Below are 15,005 nucleotides of genomic sequence, written 5' to 3'. Positions count from 1 at the left end.
TTTTCTATTTGGACGTGCGGTAAGGAGGGCAAACGCCCATGACTTCCGCGACATCACGCATGACGCTGGCCCTGTTCGTTCTCGTTGGGCTGGCGATCGGTTGCGCCTCTGGGCACACGAGCCAAGCGCAGACAGCACAGCAGCCGATGGTGACGGCTGACGACATCTCGCACAGCGCCGGCCAACCAATCGAGCAGATTCTCGAGGCGAAGGTGCCGGGAATCATCGTCCAGCGGGTGTCGGACGGCAGCATCGCCATCCGCATTCGCGGCGTCCCGTCGTTCTACAGCGGGAGCGAGCCGCTCTTCGTGATCGACGGCGTTCCGGTGACGCCTGGCCCGGGCGGCGCCCTCAACGGCGTCAATCCGTACGACATCGATACGATCAAGGTCTTGAAGAATCCGGCCGAGACCGCGATGTACGGGGTACGCGGCGCGAATGGCGTCATCATCATCACGACGAAGCGTCCCGACACCAACAAAGGGACGTGACGGCGGGCAGTCTCATTTGGACGACGGTCGTTAGGCATTGATTGTACCGGATCAGCTGCGCACGCCGCGCCTGGTGCTGAGGCGCTGGCGTGCGACGGATGCGCCCGAGCTGGGGCCAATCCTCGAGGCGAACCACGCACATCTGGCGCCGTGGATCCCCGCGCGCGTTGCCACGCCCGCGGAGCCCGGAGTGCTCACCAAGCGTCTCGAGACGTACGCGGCGGCCTTCGACGACGGCCGTGAGTGGCGCTACGCGCTCTTCACCACCGAGTCTTGTCTCATCGGTGAAGTGAGCCTCTTCCCACGAGCGCAGTGGGGTCGCGTCCCCTTCGACAGCGCCGATCACATCGAGATCGGCTACTGGCTGCGCGCCGACGTAACGGGCCAGGGCTTCGCGACCGAGGCCGCGCGCGCCGCAATCGACCTCGCGCTGTCGCTGCCGGGCATGTCGCGCGTCACGATACACTGCGACGAGCGCAATGCTCCTAGCGCAGCCCTGCCCCGGCGCCTAGGGTTTGGGCACGTCGCAACCATCGAAGAGCCGTCCGGCCGGTTGCAGATCTGGCAAGTCACGCATCCCTGACGAGTTGCACCGCATGCATCCAATGTTCCTGCCGGGGGTCGAATCCTTTCCGGCAACGGGAAGCCGTGGCGAGATGATGGCGAGACTCCGCGGCGCGGGAATTCCGATTCCGCAGATTCAGCATCTCTTCGCCTTCAAGACGGACCGCACCGATCATCTCGCACGGTTCACGCACGGTGTGATGCGCGGGCCGTCGCCGCTGTCGCCGGGCCAGCGCGAGCTCATCGCGGCGTTCACATCGCGTCGCAACGACTGTCCTTTCTGAATTGGCTCTCACGCCGCGGTCGCGGCGGAGTTGTTGGGAGATCGGGCGCTCGTCGCAGCGGTACTCGAAGATTACACCACCGCGCCCATCTCGGAGGCGGAGCGCGCGCTATTCGCCTTGATCGCAAAGGTCGTCGAGGATTCGACGTCGATCACCGCGGCGGATCTCGAGTGTGCTCGTAAGGCAGGCTGGACGGACGAAGCGCTATACGACGCGATCACGGTTTGCGCACTGTTCCAGTTCTATAACACCTGGATCGACGCGACGGGCGTGAGCGATATGCCGGCGATGGGTTACGAGATGTCGGGAAAGCGACTGGCCGAAAAGGGGTATGCGTACGCCGAAGATGCGTGACTCCCGTGGGGACTTTAGCGCTCGCGCCCAGGCTTCAGCACGGGCTTGATGTCCACGATCGGCGTTCCGTCGATCGCTTCCATGGCGTCGACGCGGATGCGTGCGTCGCCATCGACCTCGAGGACGGTCACGCGATGCAACCCGATCGGATTCGGCCGATCTGGTGAGCGAGTACTAAACACACCATAGAGCCGCGCGCGAGGATTGCATCGCGGACGCACGCGCAGGACGCTGCGGTTCGCCTGATGCAGCCAGGTGAAAACGAAGATCTCCTGGCCGACGCGGAGATCGCGCGCACCGTCCGCGAACTCCGCGTCGAGCACGAGCCAGGCATGCGGCGCACCCTCGTCGCCCTGCTTCGGCGCGTCGGCACGACTCGTCAGCGGCGAGCTGACTCGCCCGATAGGATTCAACGTGTGCATTCGATCCGCGAAACGGAGAGCGAGGGAGGATATCTCACGGATGCGCGTCACTGGAACCTATGTCGGCGGGCCCACGGCGCTAATCGAGATTGGCGGGCTGCGCCTTCTCACCGATCCAACCTTCGATCCCGCGGGTTCGAGCTATGAGACGACGGTCTATACACTTCGCAAGACGATTGGTCCCGCGCTCGCCGCCGACGCACTGGAGCAGATCGACGCCGTTATCCTCAGCCACGACCACCACTTCGATAATCTCGACCGGGCCGGCCGCGCGATGCTGTCGCGGGCGCGACGCGTGTTCGTGCCGCCGGCAGGAGCCGAGCGACTCGGCGCTGGCGCGTTTGGATTGTCGCCGTGGCAAGGCATCGACCTCGGGTCGACGAATGGCACGCGACTCCGCGTGACGGCGACGCCGGCGCGACACGGTCCGCCGGGAGGAGACCGCGGCCCGGTTACAGGTTTCCTCATCACCGACGTATCCGACGCGCGCGGTCCCGCGGTCTACGTCTCGGGCGACACGGTGTGGTACGAGGGTGTCGAGGAGATCGCCAGACGGGCGGACATCCGCGTCGTCTTCGCATTCATGGGCGCGGCGCGCGTGCGCGAGGTTGGCCCCGCGCATCTCACCCTTACCGGCGCCGAGGGCGTGCTCCTCGCACGCGTAATGCCCCAAGCCCTCATCGTTCCACTGCACTACGAAGGGTGGGCGCACTTCTCCGAGGGGCGTCCTGAGATCGAGCGCGCCTTCGCGGAGGCTGGACTGCGCGAGCGGCTGCGATGGCTCGCACCTGGTGAGCCGACGATGCTCGCCTAAGCCGATGAAGGATCGCAAGAGTGCATCACCGCAGGCTGTGCTCCTCGACTATGGTGGCACGCTCGTCGAGGAGGCCGCCTTCGACGCCAGGGCCGGCATGCAGATCCTGCTCACGAACGTCGCATATCGACCGCCTAACGTGTCAGTCGACGCGATCATCGAGCGGGTCCATCGTATCAACCAGGAGATCAGTGCGCGCCGAGATGCGTTTCAGATCGAGGCACCGTGGCCGGCGGTCACGCGGCTCATCTACGACTACTTTGGCATTCGCTTTGCCCGTTCGCTCGACGAGCTCGAGCTGGCCTTCTGGGACGCCTCGGTCACGACGCACCCGATGCCGGGAGCACGCGAAGCACTCGACACACTTCACGACGCCGGTGTTCGGCTCGGGGTCGTGAGCAATTCCTCATTTCGCGGCGAGGTGATTCGCCACGAGCTCTCGAAGCACGGCCTCGCCGATCACCTCGAGGTCGTCGTTGCGTCTGCCGATTACGCAGTACGTAAGCCGAACCCCCTGCTCTTCGAGACGGCGGCGGGACTGCTCGGCATCTGCGCGTCGGATATCTGGTTCGTCGGCGATCGGCTCGATACCGATGTCGCGGGGGCGCAGGCGGCCGGGATGCGTCCGATCTGGTTCGCCGCGCCCGACGCAGATCGCGCCGATGGACCGCTCTCAACCGCGCGGACTTGGGTCGAGGTGTTGGCAACGCTTCGGACTAACGCAGAGTAAGACGGAGTAACACACGGACTCATGACGTGACGGACAAGCTGCAACACTTCGTCTCGGGAAAGCTGGAGACGTTCCATCACGCGAACACTTTTGCGCGCGAGAAGACGAGCGGTCCGGAGCGACTCCGCGTCGGGCCGCGCGGCGGACAGCGGTATCTCTTCGAACAACTCGCAGCGTGTGTCGGGCCACCGCACAAACTGCTGTACGTGCTCCACACGACGCGCACGGACGCCGAGCTCGGGCGTTACGAGAGCCCGTGGCTCGAGAGCGGCGAACTATCGGCCTTTCTCAACCGTTTCGGCGACTTCGTCAGCCAGGATTCCCGACACGATCTCTGGGTGTTGTGCGACGCGGGGGGCGGCACGATCGTCTGGGATAGGCACGATCTCATGTACGCCTACGGACCGCTGGAGCGCTACACCATGCTGCTCGAATCGGGTGGCTTTCGCGAAGGATGGCCGACGATCCCCGCGTCGCACGCCCATCTCTACAACGCCGAGTGGGACGACGCCGAGCGTGCCCTGCTCGCGCATTACGAGTGGCGCCGGACGAAATTGCGTCCGGATGACTTGCAGACTCGTGAGCCAGAAGCCTGAGTCGTTCGGTCTCGCCGAGGCGATCCCGCGCCTCGAGCAGGACGTCGCGCGCACAGTGGGCGCACGTCATCGGGCGATCGTGCGCGACACAGGCGCGAACGTCGCAAGCCTCGGCATAGCGACTCGCGTCGAGAAGCTCGTGAGCGACGTTCAGCAATATTTAAACGACGTTCTCATCGACTCGAGCTGGCCGCCGTGCCCGCGGCATCCATCGCATGCGCTGACCTATCGTGACGGGGCGTGGTGGTGCGATCGAGATGCTGTCCCCGTCGCGGCGCTCGGCGATCTCACGGTTTAGGCTGCGCCAGGGAGGCCTCTCGGCTAGTGCGGTGTGACGATCCGGCCGCCTTCGGGCGCCTGGCCTTGCCGACCCGCCGGGATAGCTCGCGGGAGACGCTCCTCGAGGACCTTCACCGTGTAACGCTGCGCCTCGCCGATCCGCTCCAACTCCACCGCGAGTGTTTCGACCGCGGTTTCGAGCCGAGCGAGGCGTTCTGCGTCGACGGCGGGCGCGGGCACTGATCGTTTCTCACCGTCATAGCGATGCTTGAGCCATTTCGCCCAGGCGAATGCGGCGGCCCACGCTACGGCGGCAACACCGAAAAAGAACGAGAGGGCTTCCACCGCATCTGTGCTCATGACGGACGCTCCGATGGTCTGGCAAGGCGATACGAGAAGGAGGCGTTCCGGGATTCGTGGGATTTGCAATTGCTCAGTGAATACGTCATGAAGAATAGCGGGCTCTATGATGGGAACTGCCAGGAAGCCCGTTCCGCCCGCTGTATGATTCTCCATGGCAGTGACGAACAGCTATCGAACATTCGTGCTCGAGCAACTGAATCGCGCGGTCCCACCCGTGCGTGCTCGCGCCATGTTCGGCGGCGTCGGCCTGTACGCCGGCAAGATCTTCTTCGCATTGATCGCGAATGATGTGCTCTACTTCAGGACGGACGAGACAACCCGACCCGCGTTCGAGTCGTTAGGTATGGCGCCATTTCGGCCGTTCGATGAACACGGACCGGTGATGAGCTACTATCAAATTCCGGAAGAGGTCCTCGAGGAGCCCGAGACGCTGCAGCAGTGGGCGCAGCGGGCAATCGACACCGCGCGAGCGCGACACCAACCTGCCAAGAAGCGTAGGCGTCGGAAGTGAAGGGCACGCGAAGCGGCCACTTCGCTCCCGATACTCACTGCGCCCGTTCGGGCACCGCCGGCGACGGACAGGCATCGCCGGCAGGCCGAGCGCTGAGAACTACGGCGTCTTTGTTCCTTCGGTGTGAAGGCGAAGTACCGAATCCGCACCCGCATGCGCGTAGTGCGCGGTCGTCGTTCCGACGAGCTTTCCATTCTCCAGTCTGAGCGAGCCTTCGGTCGTCACCTTCACGCCTTTCCGGCGCTGGCTGGCAAAGGTGCCCGTCTTCTCGATCAGGCTGTCGCCGGAGACCATCACGTGCACCGGGACTTTGACGCCGGATGGGAAGGTCATCATCCATCCCGTCGTGTCGGCGGACGCCGTGAGCACATACGTCGTCGCCGCGGTGTCCTTCCCTGTCTCGGGGGCCGATCGCATCTGCCACTTGCCCGCGACGTCCGCCAGTGAGAGTGTCGCCGCCGGGGCAGGCGTCGGAGCGGCGGCTGGTGCTGGTGTCGCGGCAGCAGCCGACGTCGTGTCCTTCGCGGTCTGATCGCTCTTGGCACAGCCAGCGATGACGAGAGCCGTGGTGCAGCCGATTACGACGCGAAGCATGATCCGCATTGCGAACCTCGGGAGTTCGGGACGCTACGTTGACGACGGAAGGTGGATGACACTTGGCGATTTCCGGACGCGCTGTCAAGAAGCTCAGTTCGCCGCGGTGAATCATAAGTTTAGGACCGCATCGTTAAGGTTTAATGCCAATGCCCACGCTCGCCGAGGTCCAGCGCGCATTGCACGAATTGGCCGACTCGCGAGACGCCGAATTCCTCCAGCGTTTCTTCAAGACGGCCCCCGGACAGTACGGCGAAGGCGACCGGTTCCTCGGTATTCGTGTTCCTCAGCTTCGAGCGTTGGCGCGCCGATTCCGCACGCTGCAGCATGAGCAGGCGCTCAGACTCTTGGAGTCACCGTGGCACGAGCAACGGCTCCTCGCGCTGCTGCTTCTGGTCGAGCGCTTCAAGCGCGGCACCGACGCCGAGCGCGACACGATCTACCGCGCCTACCTCGCGCACAGTCAGCACGTCAACAACTGGGACCTGGTCGACTGCTCCGCGCAGCACATCGTCGGCGCACACGTCGATCCGCGGAACGTGCGCGCACTCGAGGAGCTCGCGCGCTCGGAATCATTGTGGCAGCGGCGGATCGCCATGCTGGCGACGTTCCACTGGATCAAGCAGGACGAGTTCCGTCCGGCGCTTCGCATCGCGAATCTCCTCGTGAAAGACTCCCATGATCTGATCCACAAGGCTGTCGGGTGGATGCTGCGCGAGGTCGGCAAGCGTGATCGCGCGGTAGAAGAGAAGTTCCTTCGTGAGCATTATCGTAACATGCCGCGCACGATGCTCCGCTACGCGATCGAGCGGCTCCCGGAGTCTCGCCGGCAGCAGTATTTGCGCGGGGAGCTTTGACAATGGCCATTGCGCTACTCGTTAGGTTTTCCAATGACGGAGCAGCGATACAGTTCATCCGTCGGTCTCGGGCTGCACTCCTCTATACCAGTCTCTTCTGGAGCTGGTGTGGATTGGTAGATTTCGGTCACCAAGATCCATCCGGCGACAACGTGCGACAATCCACCCCGAGGTCCCTCATGCGAACGCGTGGTCTCATTGCGTGCTCTCTCGCTGCGCTCTCTCTCGCCGCCTGCCATCGCCCCAACGCCGACGAACACATGGGGCACATGAGCCCCGCCGACATGGCGGTGCCTAACGGGATGGCCGCCGTCGATCAGGGCAATCCGGCGCTCCCGCCGAGCTACAACACTGCCGCGGCCCGTTTGGCGGCGAGCCCGCGCCATGGCGAGTGGGTCAAGATCGCCTGGGCACCCGCCTCGTCCGACTCGCTCATGGCGTGGATCGTCTATCCGTCGACGTCGAATGCGAAGACGCCGGTCGTCGTCGTCGTCCACGAGATCTTCGGTCTCGCGACGTGGGTCCGCGGGGTCGCCGACCAGGTGGCCGCCGACGGATTCATCGCGATCGCGCCCGATCTCGTCTCGCGCGCGCGTGGCGGACCGAGCACTCAGGAGCTGTCCGGCGACTCGGCGCGGAAGCTGATCGCAAGCGTCAATACGACCGACCGCAACATGGGCATCACCGCGGCGGCTCGTTATGCCATGTCGCAGCCCTCGGCGGCGCCGCGGTACGCAGTCATCGGATACTGCTGGGGTGGAAGCACGGTCTGGGCGCACGCGGTCAATGGTGGCACTACCGGCTATGTCGGTGGCGTTGCCTTTTACGGGACGCCTTACATGAGTGGCGCCGCGCCCAACGGCGATTCACTCGCCAGGATCAACAAGCCCGTCATGCTGCTCAGCGGCTCGAAAGACGCGCGCATCGGCGCGGCGATGCCCGCGATCGATTCGGCGATGAAGGCGCTCGGCAAGTCGTACGTCGGCATCAACTATCCGGGTGCAATCCACGGCTTCCTGCGCGCGCAAGATGATCCGAAGACGCCGAAGCGCGACGAGGCCGAGGAACAGGCGAACCTCGCGGCGACGAAGGACGCGTGGCCGCGGACCCTCGCGTTCCTCCGTCAGAACCTCAAGTAGCCCGAGCCTGCCGGCATCCTTCCCGGGACGGTCATGATTTCACTCTTGACCGTCCTTCCTTTTTGCAGTTTTCACAACTCTTCTGTCGCCAGGGGAGTCTCATCGTAGAACACGTATCAACGGGTTAACACGGACATGGCCGGACAGAGCCGGACACTGCCGGATAAATCAAAGGAGCGTGGACGATTCCTTTCCAAGATTCATTCACGCTTTTTTGGTTTAGTCCGGCAGTGTCCGGCTTCGTTCGGCCCTGTCCGTGATCAAGCCCTCGATGGTCGCCCCCAGACGGCACCAAGAAACGGTCTGAGATCCCGAACAAGAGATCCCGCGCTGCGGTCGGGATGACAAAGGGAGTTCAGTTGCTCGCACCCGCCTGGGCTTTCGCCTGCGCCTTCATCTCGTCACCGGCGCTGATTGCCACCTCGACGCGCCGATTTTTCTGCCGGTCCGCGTCGTTATCGTTAGGCGCGACTGGCTCCGCCTCGCCGCGACCCGACGTCGCGATACGTGCGCTCGGCACACCGCGCGCGCTCAGATAGCTCCCGACCGCGGCCGCGCGGCGGCGTGAAAGATCCAGATTGTATGTCTCCGTGCCCTTGTCGTCGGTGTGGCCCACGAGCAGCAGCTTCGAGTCCCCGAACTGCGACAAGCTCTTCGCGAGGTTATCGAGATTCGACTTCGACGCCTCGCGCAGCTGATCGGAATCGAAGTCGAAGAGGAGGCCGCTCTCGAAAGTGACGACGAGGCCTTCGCCGACCCGCGTGACTGTAGCGCCCGCCACCGTCTGCTGGATCTCCTTCGCCTTCTGATCCATTTGATGGCCGATGATCGCTCCCGCCGCGCCGCCGACTGCAGCACCGATGATCGCGCCGCGCGCCGTCGATCCGGTGGCGTGGCCGACAACACCGCCGACGACCGCACCGCCCGCGGCGCCGATCACGCCGCCCTGCGCCTCCTTGTTTAACGATTGGCATGCGGCCGACGCGAGCAGAATCGCGGCCATGGTGGCGACACCAGCTTGACGAATGAGATAATTCATGTGTGCTCCGGTAATGGCGTTGCTGGGCATATGTTTGCGGGACGCGGGTATCACCATCGAGATGCCTTACGAGTGATCCAGCCTGACCGAGTAATGTCGAAGCCGCCACCTCGTAGTCGCATGCGACATGCCACCCTAACGGTGATCATCCTCACCATCAGTCTCGCGCGTGGGGCGTTGGCTCAGGGCCGCGACTCGACGAGCCGCCCAGTCAGTGGACCGATTCTCGGCGTGTTCGACGCGCAGAGCGGTGAACCGCTCGCCGGCGTGCAGGTGCGGGACGCACTTACCGGGACGTATGCGCTGACGACGGCAACGGGAACCGTTCGTCTCAGCTTTCTCTCTTATCGCGGTACCGCGGCAGTCGTTCAACTCATGAAGCTCGGGTACGAAGCGAAAACGATCCTCGTAGCGCAGGACGACACGGTGTCACTCACCGAACTGCTGGACCATGTAGCGACGCTCGCCCCGGTCATCACGACGGAGCGCTACCGCATCGACCGCGACGCGGGACGATGGGCAGGCTTCGCGCAGCGCTGTCAGACAAAGTCAGCGACTTGCTTCGGTGATTCGGTGCTCGCAGTTCACCAGAGCGAGAACATCGCTGATCTTCTCGTGAAGGCACGCGGCGTGACGATCGGTGCCTGCGGCCCCGAGCGATCTCGCAACTCGCAGTGCGGCAAGGCCTCGATGCGCTCGGCGGTGATTCCACCAGCGTACTGCGAGCCCTCGATTTTCGTCGACGGATTCTTGTGGAATCCGCACACGGGGTCCGCGGTCGATCTCACTCCCAACACGCCGGCGGAAGCGCCGTTCACGCCGACGAACGTCAAGGGCATCGAGGTCTATTCGACCGAGCAGCCGAGGCCTCTTCGGTTCGAGGGTGATCCGCTGTGCGGCGCGATAGTGATCTGGACGAAATAGCCCCGAGCGCCTGTCGACGCAGCATGCGGACGTGACGCCTAACGCACCAGCAGGTCGGCGATAAGCATCGGCACGACCGAGCCGAAAACGCCGACCGCCCCGACGAGATTCGTGGGCGGGGCGCCCGCAAAAGGGTCGCTCTGCGCTCGATAGTACTCGTAGTAGTTTACATCGACCGCATTCACGAGCGCGTCGACTGGCCCAACCGGGAAGATGTCTTCGCCTCCTACAGTCAATGCGGTTCCAGCCATCGTGATCGAGGTATCGGTAAAGACTTGATACGTATTTGTCGCGGCTCCGATCGTCACCTGGTAGCTGCGCGCGCCCGGAATGCGCGGCCAGCTGAGGCGAAGGGTGTCTCGCGAACGGAAGAAGACGCGTCGTGTGGCCGCGAGGAGCGGCGACGTATTTGTCGGAATGGTCGTGCTTCCCGAAACCTCCTCGCCCGACGCAGTGCGCACGTGCAAAGTGTACGTGCCACCTTGGCTCAGGTCGACGCCGTTGCGCGACGGATAGAAAGTATACATGCCTGGCGCACAGTCGCAGTCGGGATCGTGCTTCGCCGCGATCATCGTTCGCCCGTTAGGCGCCATCACCATGACATTCGCGCCCAGTACTGGCTCGTCGTCGCCGATGCCGCCGCTCACCGTCGCGATGACTCCGGTCCGCGCCCGAGTCACAATGACGATCTCCCTGAGGGTTTGCGTGTTCATGACGGACTGGACGACGAGCTGCGGCATCGTAGCCGGCGCCGGATCCTCGAGACTCTGACAGGCGATCGATCCCGCGAGACCAGCAGCACCGACCAAGCGAACAGCGAATTCTCTGCCATGCGTAAGCATTCACTCACCAACTCACGGAAAGCCCGAACGTCGGAAAGATCGGCAGTTGCGGCAGGGAGATTCGCGTCGGCGGTGCCTGCGAGTAATCGAACACGTACCCGAAGACGTTGTGCGCGTCGTACGCGTTCATGACGCTGAGATAGGGAGTAACGGCAATGCGTCCCGGCACAAAAGTGCGCGTGATGCTCACGTCCAACCGCTGAGTAAGTGGTAGTCTCTCGCCATTCCGTGGACCGGTGAGAAATAGCAGATCCAGATCGGTGCGCGTTCCGTACGAACCGCCGAGCGGGTCGTATACGATGCGATCGAACTCACCGAGGATTCGCGTGTATGGCGTCCCCGTCGCCAGGTTGAAGCGCGCGGCGAGCGTGTACCGCGGGAGCCGCCAACTGCCGACGAGATTGACGTCGTGCCGCCGATCCTGGCTCGGGAAGAATCGATACCCCGTCACGTCGGTGCGGCTGTTGAGCGTATACGTATATGCGAGCCAACCGCTGAGACGCCGATCGGGCGACTCGAATTGCCGGAGCAGCACGTCGGCCCCGCTGGACCAGCCTTTCACCGGCAGAAACTCGTCCCCCTGCACCTGCGGATCATCGAAGGGGTTCGGTTCGAGGAGCCGGCTATAGCGTTTGTAGAATCCCTCGACGCGGACCGATCGCGACGGCGTCACCCAGCGCTCCATCCCAAGCACGTAATGACGAGCGCGCGACATCGGCGATAGTGAATCGCTGCCGACCCAGTAATCGACGGGGCGTAGGGGGATGTCTTCGCGTGCGAGCGAGCGAATCCACTGCGTGTACTCGCCTGCGGCGGCGGTCAGAGCCAGGTTCGGATTTACGAAATACTTGATCGAGAGACGCGGCAGAAGGGCGCCTTCGCCGGTATTCTGCAGGCGATCGTAGCGGAGTCCGCCCTCGATCATGAGCGATGGCGTTAGGCGCCAGAGCTCGTCGACGTAACCGCTCACCGATCGGACACGCTGAGCGAGCGAATCCGGCGGAAAGAGCGGGATTGGATAATTCACCGAGTAGCCGAGCTGCTGGCCGGCGATCTCGTAGCCGATGCGGTGGGCGTGGTTCGCCGAATAGGCGTCGAGAGAGCCCGCCGCGCGAAGGTCGCGCACCGTGCTCGTGAGACTCAGGCCGCCACCCGAGATCTGCGCGTCGAGGTCGAAGTTCGACTGAGACGCGCGCTGCTCGACGACGATGCTGTCGCCTAACGCACCGGCTCCAAACACCTTCGACAACGTCGCCCCACCGACGCGGTTCCCCCACAGCACGCGTTGCCGGTCGCCGGCGTTCGTTGCATCGAGATGCAACAGGTCATCGCCGCCATAGCCGGTGGCCGAAAGGCGGAGACCGCCCGGCAGCTTATAGCCGAAGTGCGCCTCGAGATCGTAGAAGTGGTATGGAAAGGCGTTCTTCTTCACGAGATTGATCGCCTGATCGGCGTACGTCCGCCTTCCCGCCAGCGACCACCTTCCGTTACCGAGTGCGCCACCTAACGAGAGCGTCGACGCGATCAGCGACACTTCCGAGGTCCCGTGAATGCCCAGCCGGTCGTCCTCGGCCGACCGCACGTTCAGCACGCTGGAGAGCCGCCCGCCGAATTGTGCGGGGAACGCGCCCGTGAGCATGTCGACGCGACCGACCGACGGGTCGATGAACGTTCCGAAGAGCCCCCCGAAGTGAAAGGGGTTGTAGACGGGATAGCCGTCGAGGAGGACGAGGTTCTGATCGGCCTCGCCGCCGCGCACATTCATCCCGGCGGTGAAATCGTTGCGCGCCTCGACGCCGGGCATCAGCTGCAGCGAGCGAAGGACGTCGGCTTCGGCGAAGAACCGGGGAGCGCTCCTCAGGTCTCGTGCGCTGATCGAGAGGTCGCTCACGTTAGGCTTGGCGTCGAATAGCTTTCGTTCGACGCGCGTCTCCTCGGTATGCACCGTCGGCAAGATCACCGGGCGGCGGCTCACCGAATCGGTCTTCGTGGTGTCCGGCGGTTCGGGGCGTTGTCCAACGGCTGGAAACGCGACGGCTACAGCAAGGCTCGCCGCGACGAGGAGCGAAGCGCGGGCTTTAGAGAGTGAAAACCGAAGCAACCGGATGAAGTGGTCGTTCATCCTGTCGGGAAGAGGCGTAATTTCAGAGGCAATTGAGATGCCAGGAGATGATCTGATCAACTCGGGAATCTCGATGCGTCGGCAGTGATCTCCATTCGCCAAATGCAACTTTCCATTCGTACACTCACTCTTTCGGCGGCGTGCATTGCACTCGCGAGCCGCGCGCTCGCGCAAGGGCCGAACGTCGCCGATTCGGTGTTCGTCCGCCAGCACTACACGAAGCACGAGTTTCGCATTCCGATGCGGGACGGCGTGCATCTCTTCACGATCGCCTACGTCCCGAACGACGCATCGGACGCGAACCGGTACCCGATCGTCATCCAGCGCACCTGCTATTCGGTGGCGCCCTACGGGCCTACCTCTTATCCGGCGATGCTGGGCCCCGATCGCTTCATGCTTCGTGAGAAGTACATCTTCGTCTATCAGGACGTTCGCGGCCGGTACATGTCGGAAGGGGAGTTCGTCAACGCGCGGCCATTCGTTCCGGACTCGATCAAGGCGCGCGACCCGAAGGCCATCGATGAGGCGTCGGACACATACGACACCATTGAGTGGTTGCTCAAGAACGTCCGAGTCAACAATGGACGTGTCGGCCAGTGGGGAGTCAGCTATCCCGGCTTCTATGCGTCGATGGGCGCGCTCTCGCGTCATCCGGCCCTTGTCGCGTCCTCGCCACAGGCGCCGGTGACCGATTTCTTCTTCGAGGACTTCCATCATAACGGCGCTTTGACGCAGGCCTACTTCTACGCCTATCCGATCTTCGGCATCCCACGTCCCTCGTTGACGACCGAGAACTGGTGGGGACCCGAGGTCGAGAAGATCGCCGCCCGCGGCACGCCCGACGACTACTTCTACCAGCTCTCGTTAGGCCCGTTGTCGAATACGACCGAGCGCTTCTACAGGAACAACACGCTCTGGCGGGACATCATCACGCATCCAAACTATGACGCGTTCTGGCAGACGCGTGCCGTGCCGCCGGATCTGCGTGGCGTGAAGCACGCGCTCCTCATCGTCGGTGGCTGGTTCGACGCGGAAGATCTGTACGGGCCGCTCACGGTCTATAAGACACTTCGCAAGTACGATAACGCAGCCAACGCACGCATCGTCATGGGTCCGTTCCGGCATGGCGGCTGGGGAGCGCGAAACGTCGTCCACACCGTGCACGGCGACATCTACTTCGGCGATTCGCTCGAGACGAAGTTCCAGCGCGACGTCGAGGCGCCTTTCTTCGGTGCGTATCTCAAGGGCAGCGGCGCGAGCACGCTCCCGGAGGCGCTCATGTTCGACACGGGACGAAAGGAGTGGGAGCGGTTCAGCCGATGGCCTGCGCCTAACGCTACGAGGCGCATGTACTACTTCCACGCCGACGGGTCACTCACGACGACGGTGCCGCCCGGGAGCCACGTCTCGCTCGAGTACCCGAGCGATCCGATGAAGCCGGTGCCGAGCCGATGCGTCGAGCCCACGATCGAGGGGCTGACGCTCTATCATTACATGAGTGACGACCAGCGCTGCTTCACGTCGCGGCCGGACGTTCTCGTCTTCCAGAGCGATACGTTGCGCGACGACGTCACGTTAGGTGGCGAGATCACGGCGCGACTTCACGTGAGCACTACCGGGTCGGACGCCGACTTCGTCGTGAAGCTGATCGACGTCTACCCGCCCGACATGCCGGACAGCCCCTACCAGCCGGATACGAGCGTGCACCTGGGCGGCTACCAGCAGCTCGTGCGCGGCGAGATCATGCGCGGCCGCTTCCGCAACTCCTTCGCGACGCCCACAGCCTTCACGCCGAACCAGGTGACCAGCCTCGCGTTCCGGCTCCAGGACGTCCTGCACACGTTCAGGAAAGGACATCGCATCATGGTGCAGGTGCAGAGCAGCTGGTTCCCGGCGTTCGATCGCAACCCGCAGCGCTACGTCCCGAACATCTACGAGGCAAAGGCAAGCGATTTCATCAAAGCAACCGAGCGCGTCTGGGTCGGACGTGATGCGGCAAGCGGGGTCGAGGTGCAGGTGCTTCCTCGGTGAACGCTTTCAAAGAGTCGCTTGTCGCATGTCGATAACCGGCCTGCTCGTT

Annotated in this window: 19 protein-coding genes; 13 read left to right on the top strand and 6 right to left on the bottom strand. The window is 63.7% G+C overall.

From position 1 onward, the window contains the following. The first annotated feature begins 38 nt into the window (after positions 1-38). The 4 genes from VGH98_04500 to VGH98_04485 are packed head-to-tail and all read left to right on the top strand — an operon-like array spanning position 39 to position 1,693. Positions 39-491 carry a TonB-dependent receptor plug domain-containing protein gene (locus VGH98_04500; GenBank protein ID HEY2375212.1) on the top strand — a complete coding sequence of 151 codons (453 nt, stop codon included), beginning with the start codon at positions 39-41 and terminating at the stop codon, positions 489-491. Positions 492-528: 37 nt separating this feature from the next. Then, on the top strand, positions 529-1,074 hold the full coding sequence (locus tag VGH98_04495) for a GNAT family N-acetyltransferase (protein HEY2375211.1): 546 nt from the start codon (positions 529-531) through the stop codon (positions 1,072-1,074). Positions 1,075-1,087: 13 nt separating this feature from the next. Further along, positions 1,088-1,339, top strand: a complete 252-nt coding sequence (locus VGH98_04490; GenBank protein HEY2375210.1) for a peroxidase — start codon at positions 1,088-1,090, stop codon at positions 1,337-1,339. A 33-nt stretch (positions 1,340-1,372) separates the two neighbouring features. Further along, the gene (locus VGH98_04485) at positions 1,373-1,693 is read left to right on the top strand and encodes a hypothetical protein (protein HEY2375209.1); all 321 of its coding nucleotides are present in this window, start codon (positions 1,373-1,375) and stop codon (positions 1,691-1,693) included. A gap of 14 nt (positions 1,694-1,707) precedes the next feature. Here the strand turns inward: VGH98_04485 and tsaA are convergent, their stop codons facing one another. Continuing rightward, positions 1,708-2,115: a tRNA (N6-threonylcarbamoyladenosine(37)-N6)-methyltransferase TrmO gene (tsaA, locus tag VGH98_04480; GenBank protein ID HEY2375208.1), complete on the bottom strand. Its 408-nt coding sequence runs from the start codon at positions 2,113-2,115 to the stop codon at positions 1,708-1,710. 40 nt (positions 2,116-2,155) lie between these two features. On the opposite strand from tsaA, the gene VGH98_04475 reads away from it, so the two are divergent. From VGH98_04475 to VGH98_04460, 4 genes are read left to right on the top strand one after another with little or no spacing between them, the layout of a single operon-like run. Continuing rightward, the gene (locus VGH98_04475; protein HEY2375207.1) at positions 2,156-2,929 is read left to right on the top strand and encodes an MBL fold metallo-hydrolase; all 774 of its coding nucleotides are present in this window, start codon (positions 2,156-2,158) and stop codon (positions 2,927-2,929) included. Between the two features lie 4 nt (positions 2,930-2,933). Beyond that, a complete protein-coding gene (locus tag VGH98_04470; GenBank protein ID HEY2375206.1) occupies positions 2,934-3,659 on the top strand; it encodes an HAD family hydrolase in 726 nt (241 codons plus the stop codon). Between the two features lie 26 nt (positions 3,660-3,685). Then, a complete protein-coding gene (locus VGH98_04465) occupies positions 3,686-4,255 on the top strand; it encodes a hypothetical protein (protein ID HEY2375205.1) in 570 nt (189 codons plus the stop codon). Next, the gene (locus VGH98_04460; protein ID HEY2375204.1) at positions 4,239-4,553 is read left to right on the top strand and encodes a hypothetical protein; all 315 of its coding nucleotides are present in this window, start codon (positions 4,239-4,241) and stop codon (positions 4,551-4,553) included. Before VGH98_04465 ends, VGH98_04460 begins: the two co-directional genes overlap by 17 nt. Before the next feature lie 23 nt (positions 4,554-4,576). Here VGH98_04460 and VGH98_04455 read toward each other — a convergent pair whose 3' ends face one another. Next, entirely contained in the window at positions 4,577-4,894 is a 318-nt protein-coding gene (locus tag VGH98_04455) for a hypothetical protein (protein ID HEY2375203.1), read from the bottom strand. A gap of 154 nt (positions 4,895-5,048) precedes the next feature. Here VGH98_04455 and VGH98_04450 point away from each other — a divergent pair, with 154 nt between their 5' ends. Continuing rightward, positions 5,049-5,408: a TfoX/Sxy family protein gene (locus tag VGH98_04450; GenBank protein HEY2375202.1), complete on the top strand. Its 360-nt coding sequence runs from the start codon at positions 5,049-5,051 to the stop codon at positions 5,406-5,408. A gap of 99 nt (positions 5,409-5,507) precedes the next feature. Here the strand turns inward: VGH98_04450 and VGH98_04445 are convergent, their stop codons facing one another. Further along, entirely contained in the window at positions 5,508-6,011 is a 504-nt protein-coding gene (locus VGH98_04445; protein HEY2375201.1) for a hypothetical protein, read from the bottom strand. A gap of 140 nt (positions 6,012-6,151) precedes the next feature. Here VGH98_04445 and VGH98_04440 point away from each other — a divergent pair, with 140 nt between their 5' ends. Continuing rightward, on the top strand, positions 6,152-6,859 hold the full coding sequence (locus tag VGH98_04440; GenBank protein ID HEY2375200.1) for a DNA alkylation repair protein: 708 nt from the start codon (positions 6,152-6,154) through the stop codon (positions 6,857-6,859). Positions 6,860-7,038: 179 nt separating this feature from the next. After that, entirely contained in the window at positions 7,039-7,998 is a 960-nt protein-coding gene (locus tag VGH98_04435) for a dienelactone hydrolase family protein (GenBank protein HEY2375199.1), read from the top strand. A gap of 355 nt (positions 7,999-8,353) precedes the next feature. Here VGH98_04435 and VGH98_04430 read toward each other — a convergent pair whose 3' ends face one another. Then, positions 8,354-9,037 carry an OmpA family protein gene (locus tag VGH98_04430; protein ID HEY2375198.1) on the bottom strand — a complete coding sequence of 228 codons (684 nt, stop codon included), beginning with the start codon at positions 9,035-9,037 and terminating at the stop codon, positions 8,354-8,356. Positions 9,038-9,157: 120 nt separating this feature from the next. On the opposite strand from VGH98_04430, the gene VGH98_04425 reads away from it, so the two are divergent. Next, the gene (locus VGH98_04425; GenBank protein HEY2375197.1) at positions 9,158-9,961 is read left to right on the top strand and encodes a hypothetical protein; all 804 of its coding nucleotides are present in this window, start codon (positions 9,158-9,160) and stop codon (positions 9,959-9,961) included. Positions 9,962-9,999: 38 nt separating this feature from the next. Here the strand turns inward: VGH98_04425 and VGH98_04420 are convergent, their stop codons facing one another. Together VGH98_04420 and VGH98_04415 are read right to left on the bottom strand one after the other, a co-directional pair. Continuing rightward, on the bottom strand, positions 10,000-10,803 hold the full coding sequence (locus VGH98_04420; protein ID HEY2375196.1) for a DUF4249 family protein: 804 nt from the start codon (positions 10,801-10,803) through the stop codon (positions 10,000-10,002). 4 nt (positions 10,804-10,807) lie between these two features. Beyond that, positions 10,808-12,925, bottom strand: a complete 2,118-nt coding sequence (locus VGH98_04415; GenBank protein HEY2375195.1) for a TonB-dependent receptor plug domain-containing protein — start codon at positions 12,923-12,925, stop codon at positions 10,808-10,810. A 102-nt stretch (positions 12,926-13,027) separates the two neighbouring features. Here VGH98_04415 and VGH98_04410 point away from each other — a divergent pair, with 102 nt between their 5' ends. Then, positions 13,028-14,956 (top strand): CocE/NonD family hydrolase, encoded by a 1,929-nt coding sequence (locus VGH98_04410; GenBank protein HEY2375194.1) that lies wholly within the window; start codon positions 13,028-13,030, stop codon positions 14,954-14,956. The last annotated feature ends 49 nt before the right edge of the window (positions 14,957-15,005 follow it).

Source organism: Gemmatimonadaceae bacterium (genome assembly GCA_036496605.1).
GTDB lineage: Bacteria > Gemmatimonadota > Gemmatimonadetes > Gemmatimonadales > Gemmatimonadaceae > AG2.
The sequence above is the reverse complement of the archived record's forward strand: the minus strand, read 5'-3'. Positions and strand labels throughout refer to the sequence as shown.

Excerpts from the sequence above, each read along its gene's own strand:
- VGH98_04450 (HEY2375202.1), top strand. The coding sequence starts at position 5,049 with ATGGCAGTGACGAACAGCTATCGAACATTCGTGCTCGAGCAACTGAAT.
- VGH98_04435 (HEY2375199.1), top strand. The coding sequence starts at position 7,039 with ATGCGAACGCGTGGTCTCATTGCGTGCTCTCTCGCTGCGCTCTCTCTC.
- VGH98_04475 (HEY2375207.1), top strand. The coding sequence starts at position 2,156 with ATGCGCGTCACTGGAACCTATGTCGGCGGGCCCACGGCGCTAATCGAG.
- VGH98_04490 (HEY2375210.1), top strand. The coding sequence starts at position 1,088 with ATGCATCCAATGTTCCTGCCGGGGGTCGAATCCTTTCCGGCAACGGGA.
- VGH98_04410 (HEY2375194.1), top strand. The coding sequence starts at position 13,028 with ATGCAACTTTCCATTCGTACACTCACTCTTTCGGCGGCGTGCATTGCA.
- VGH98_04440 (HEY2375200.1), top strand. The coding sequence starts at position 6,152 with ATGCCCACGCTCGCCGAGGTCCAGCGCGCATTGCACGAATTGGCCGAC.
- tsaA (HEY2375208.1), bottom strand. The coding sequence starts at position 2,115 with ATGCACACGTTGAATCCTATCGGGCGAGTCAGCTCGCCGCTGACGAGT.
- VGH98_04430 (HEY2375198.1), bottom strand. The coding sequence starts at position 9,037 with ATGAATTATCTCATTCGTCAAGCTGGTGTCGCCACCATGGCCGCGATT.
- VGH98_04455 (HEY2375203.1), bottom strand. The coding sequence starts at position 4,894 with ATGAGCACAGATGCGGTGGAAGCCCTCTCGTTCTTTTTCGGTGTTGCC.
- VGH98_04420 (HEY2375196.1), bottom strand. The coding sequence starts at position 10,803 with ATGCTTACGCATGGCAGAGAATTCGCTGTTCGCTTGGTCGGTGCTGCT.
- VGH98_04445 (HEY2375201.1), bottom strand. The coding sequence starts at position 6,011 with ATGCGGATCATGCTTCGCGTCGTAATCGGCTGCACCACGGCTCTCGTC.
- VGH98_04415 (HEY2375195.1), bottom strand. The coding sequence starts at position 12,925 with ATGAACGACCACTTCATCCGGTTGCTTCGGTTTTCACTCTCTAAAGCC.
- VGH98_04500 (HEY2375212.1), top strand. The coding sequence starts at position 39 with ATGACTTCCGCGACATCACGCATGACGCTGGCCCTGTTCGTTCTCGTT.
- VGH98_04470 (HEY2375206.1), top strand. The coding sequence starts at position 2,934 with ATGAAGGATCGCAAGAGTGCATCACCGCAGGCTGTGCTCCTCGACTAT.
- VGH98_04425 (HEY2375197.1), top strand. The coding sequence starts at position 9,158 with ATGCGACATGCCACCCTAACGGTGATCATCCTCACCATCAGTCTCGCG.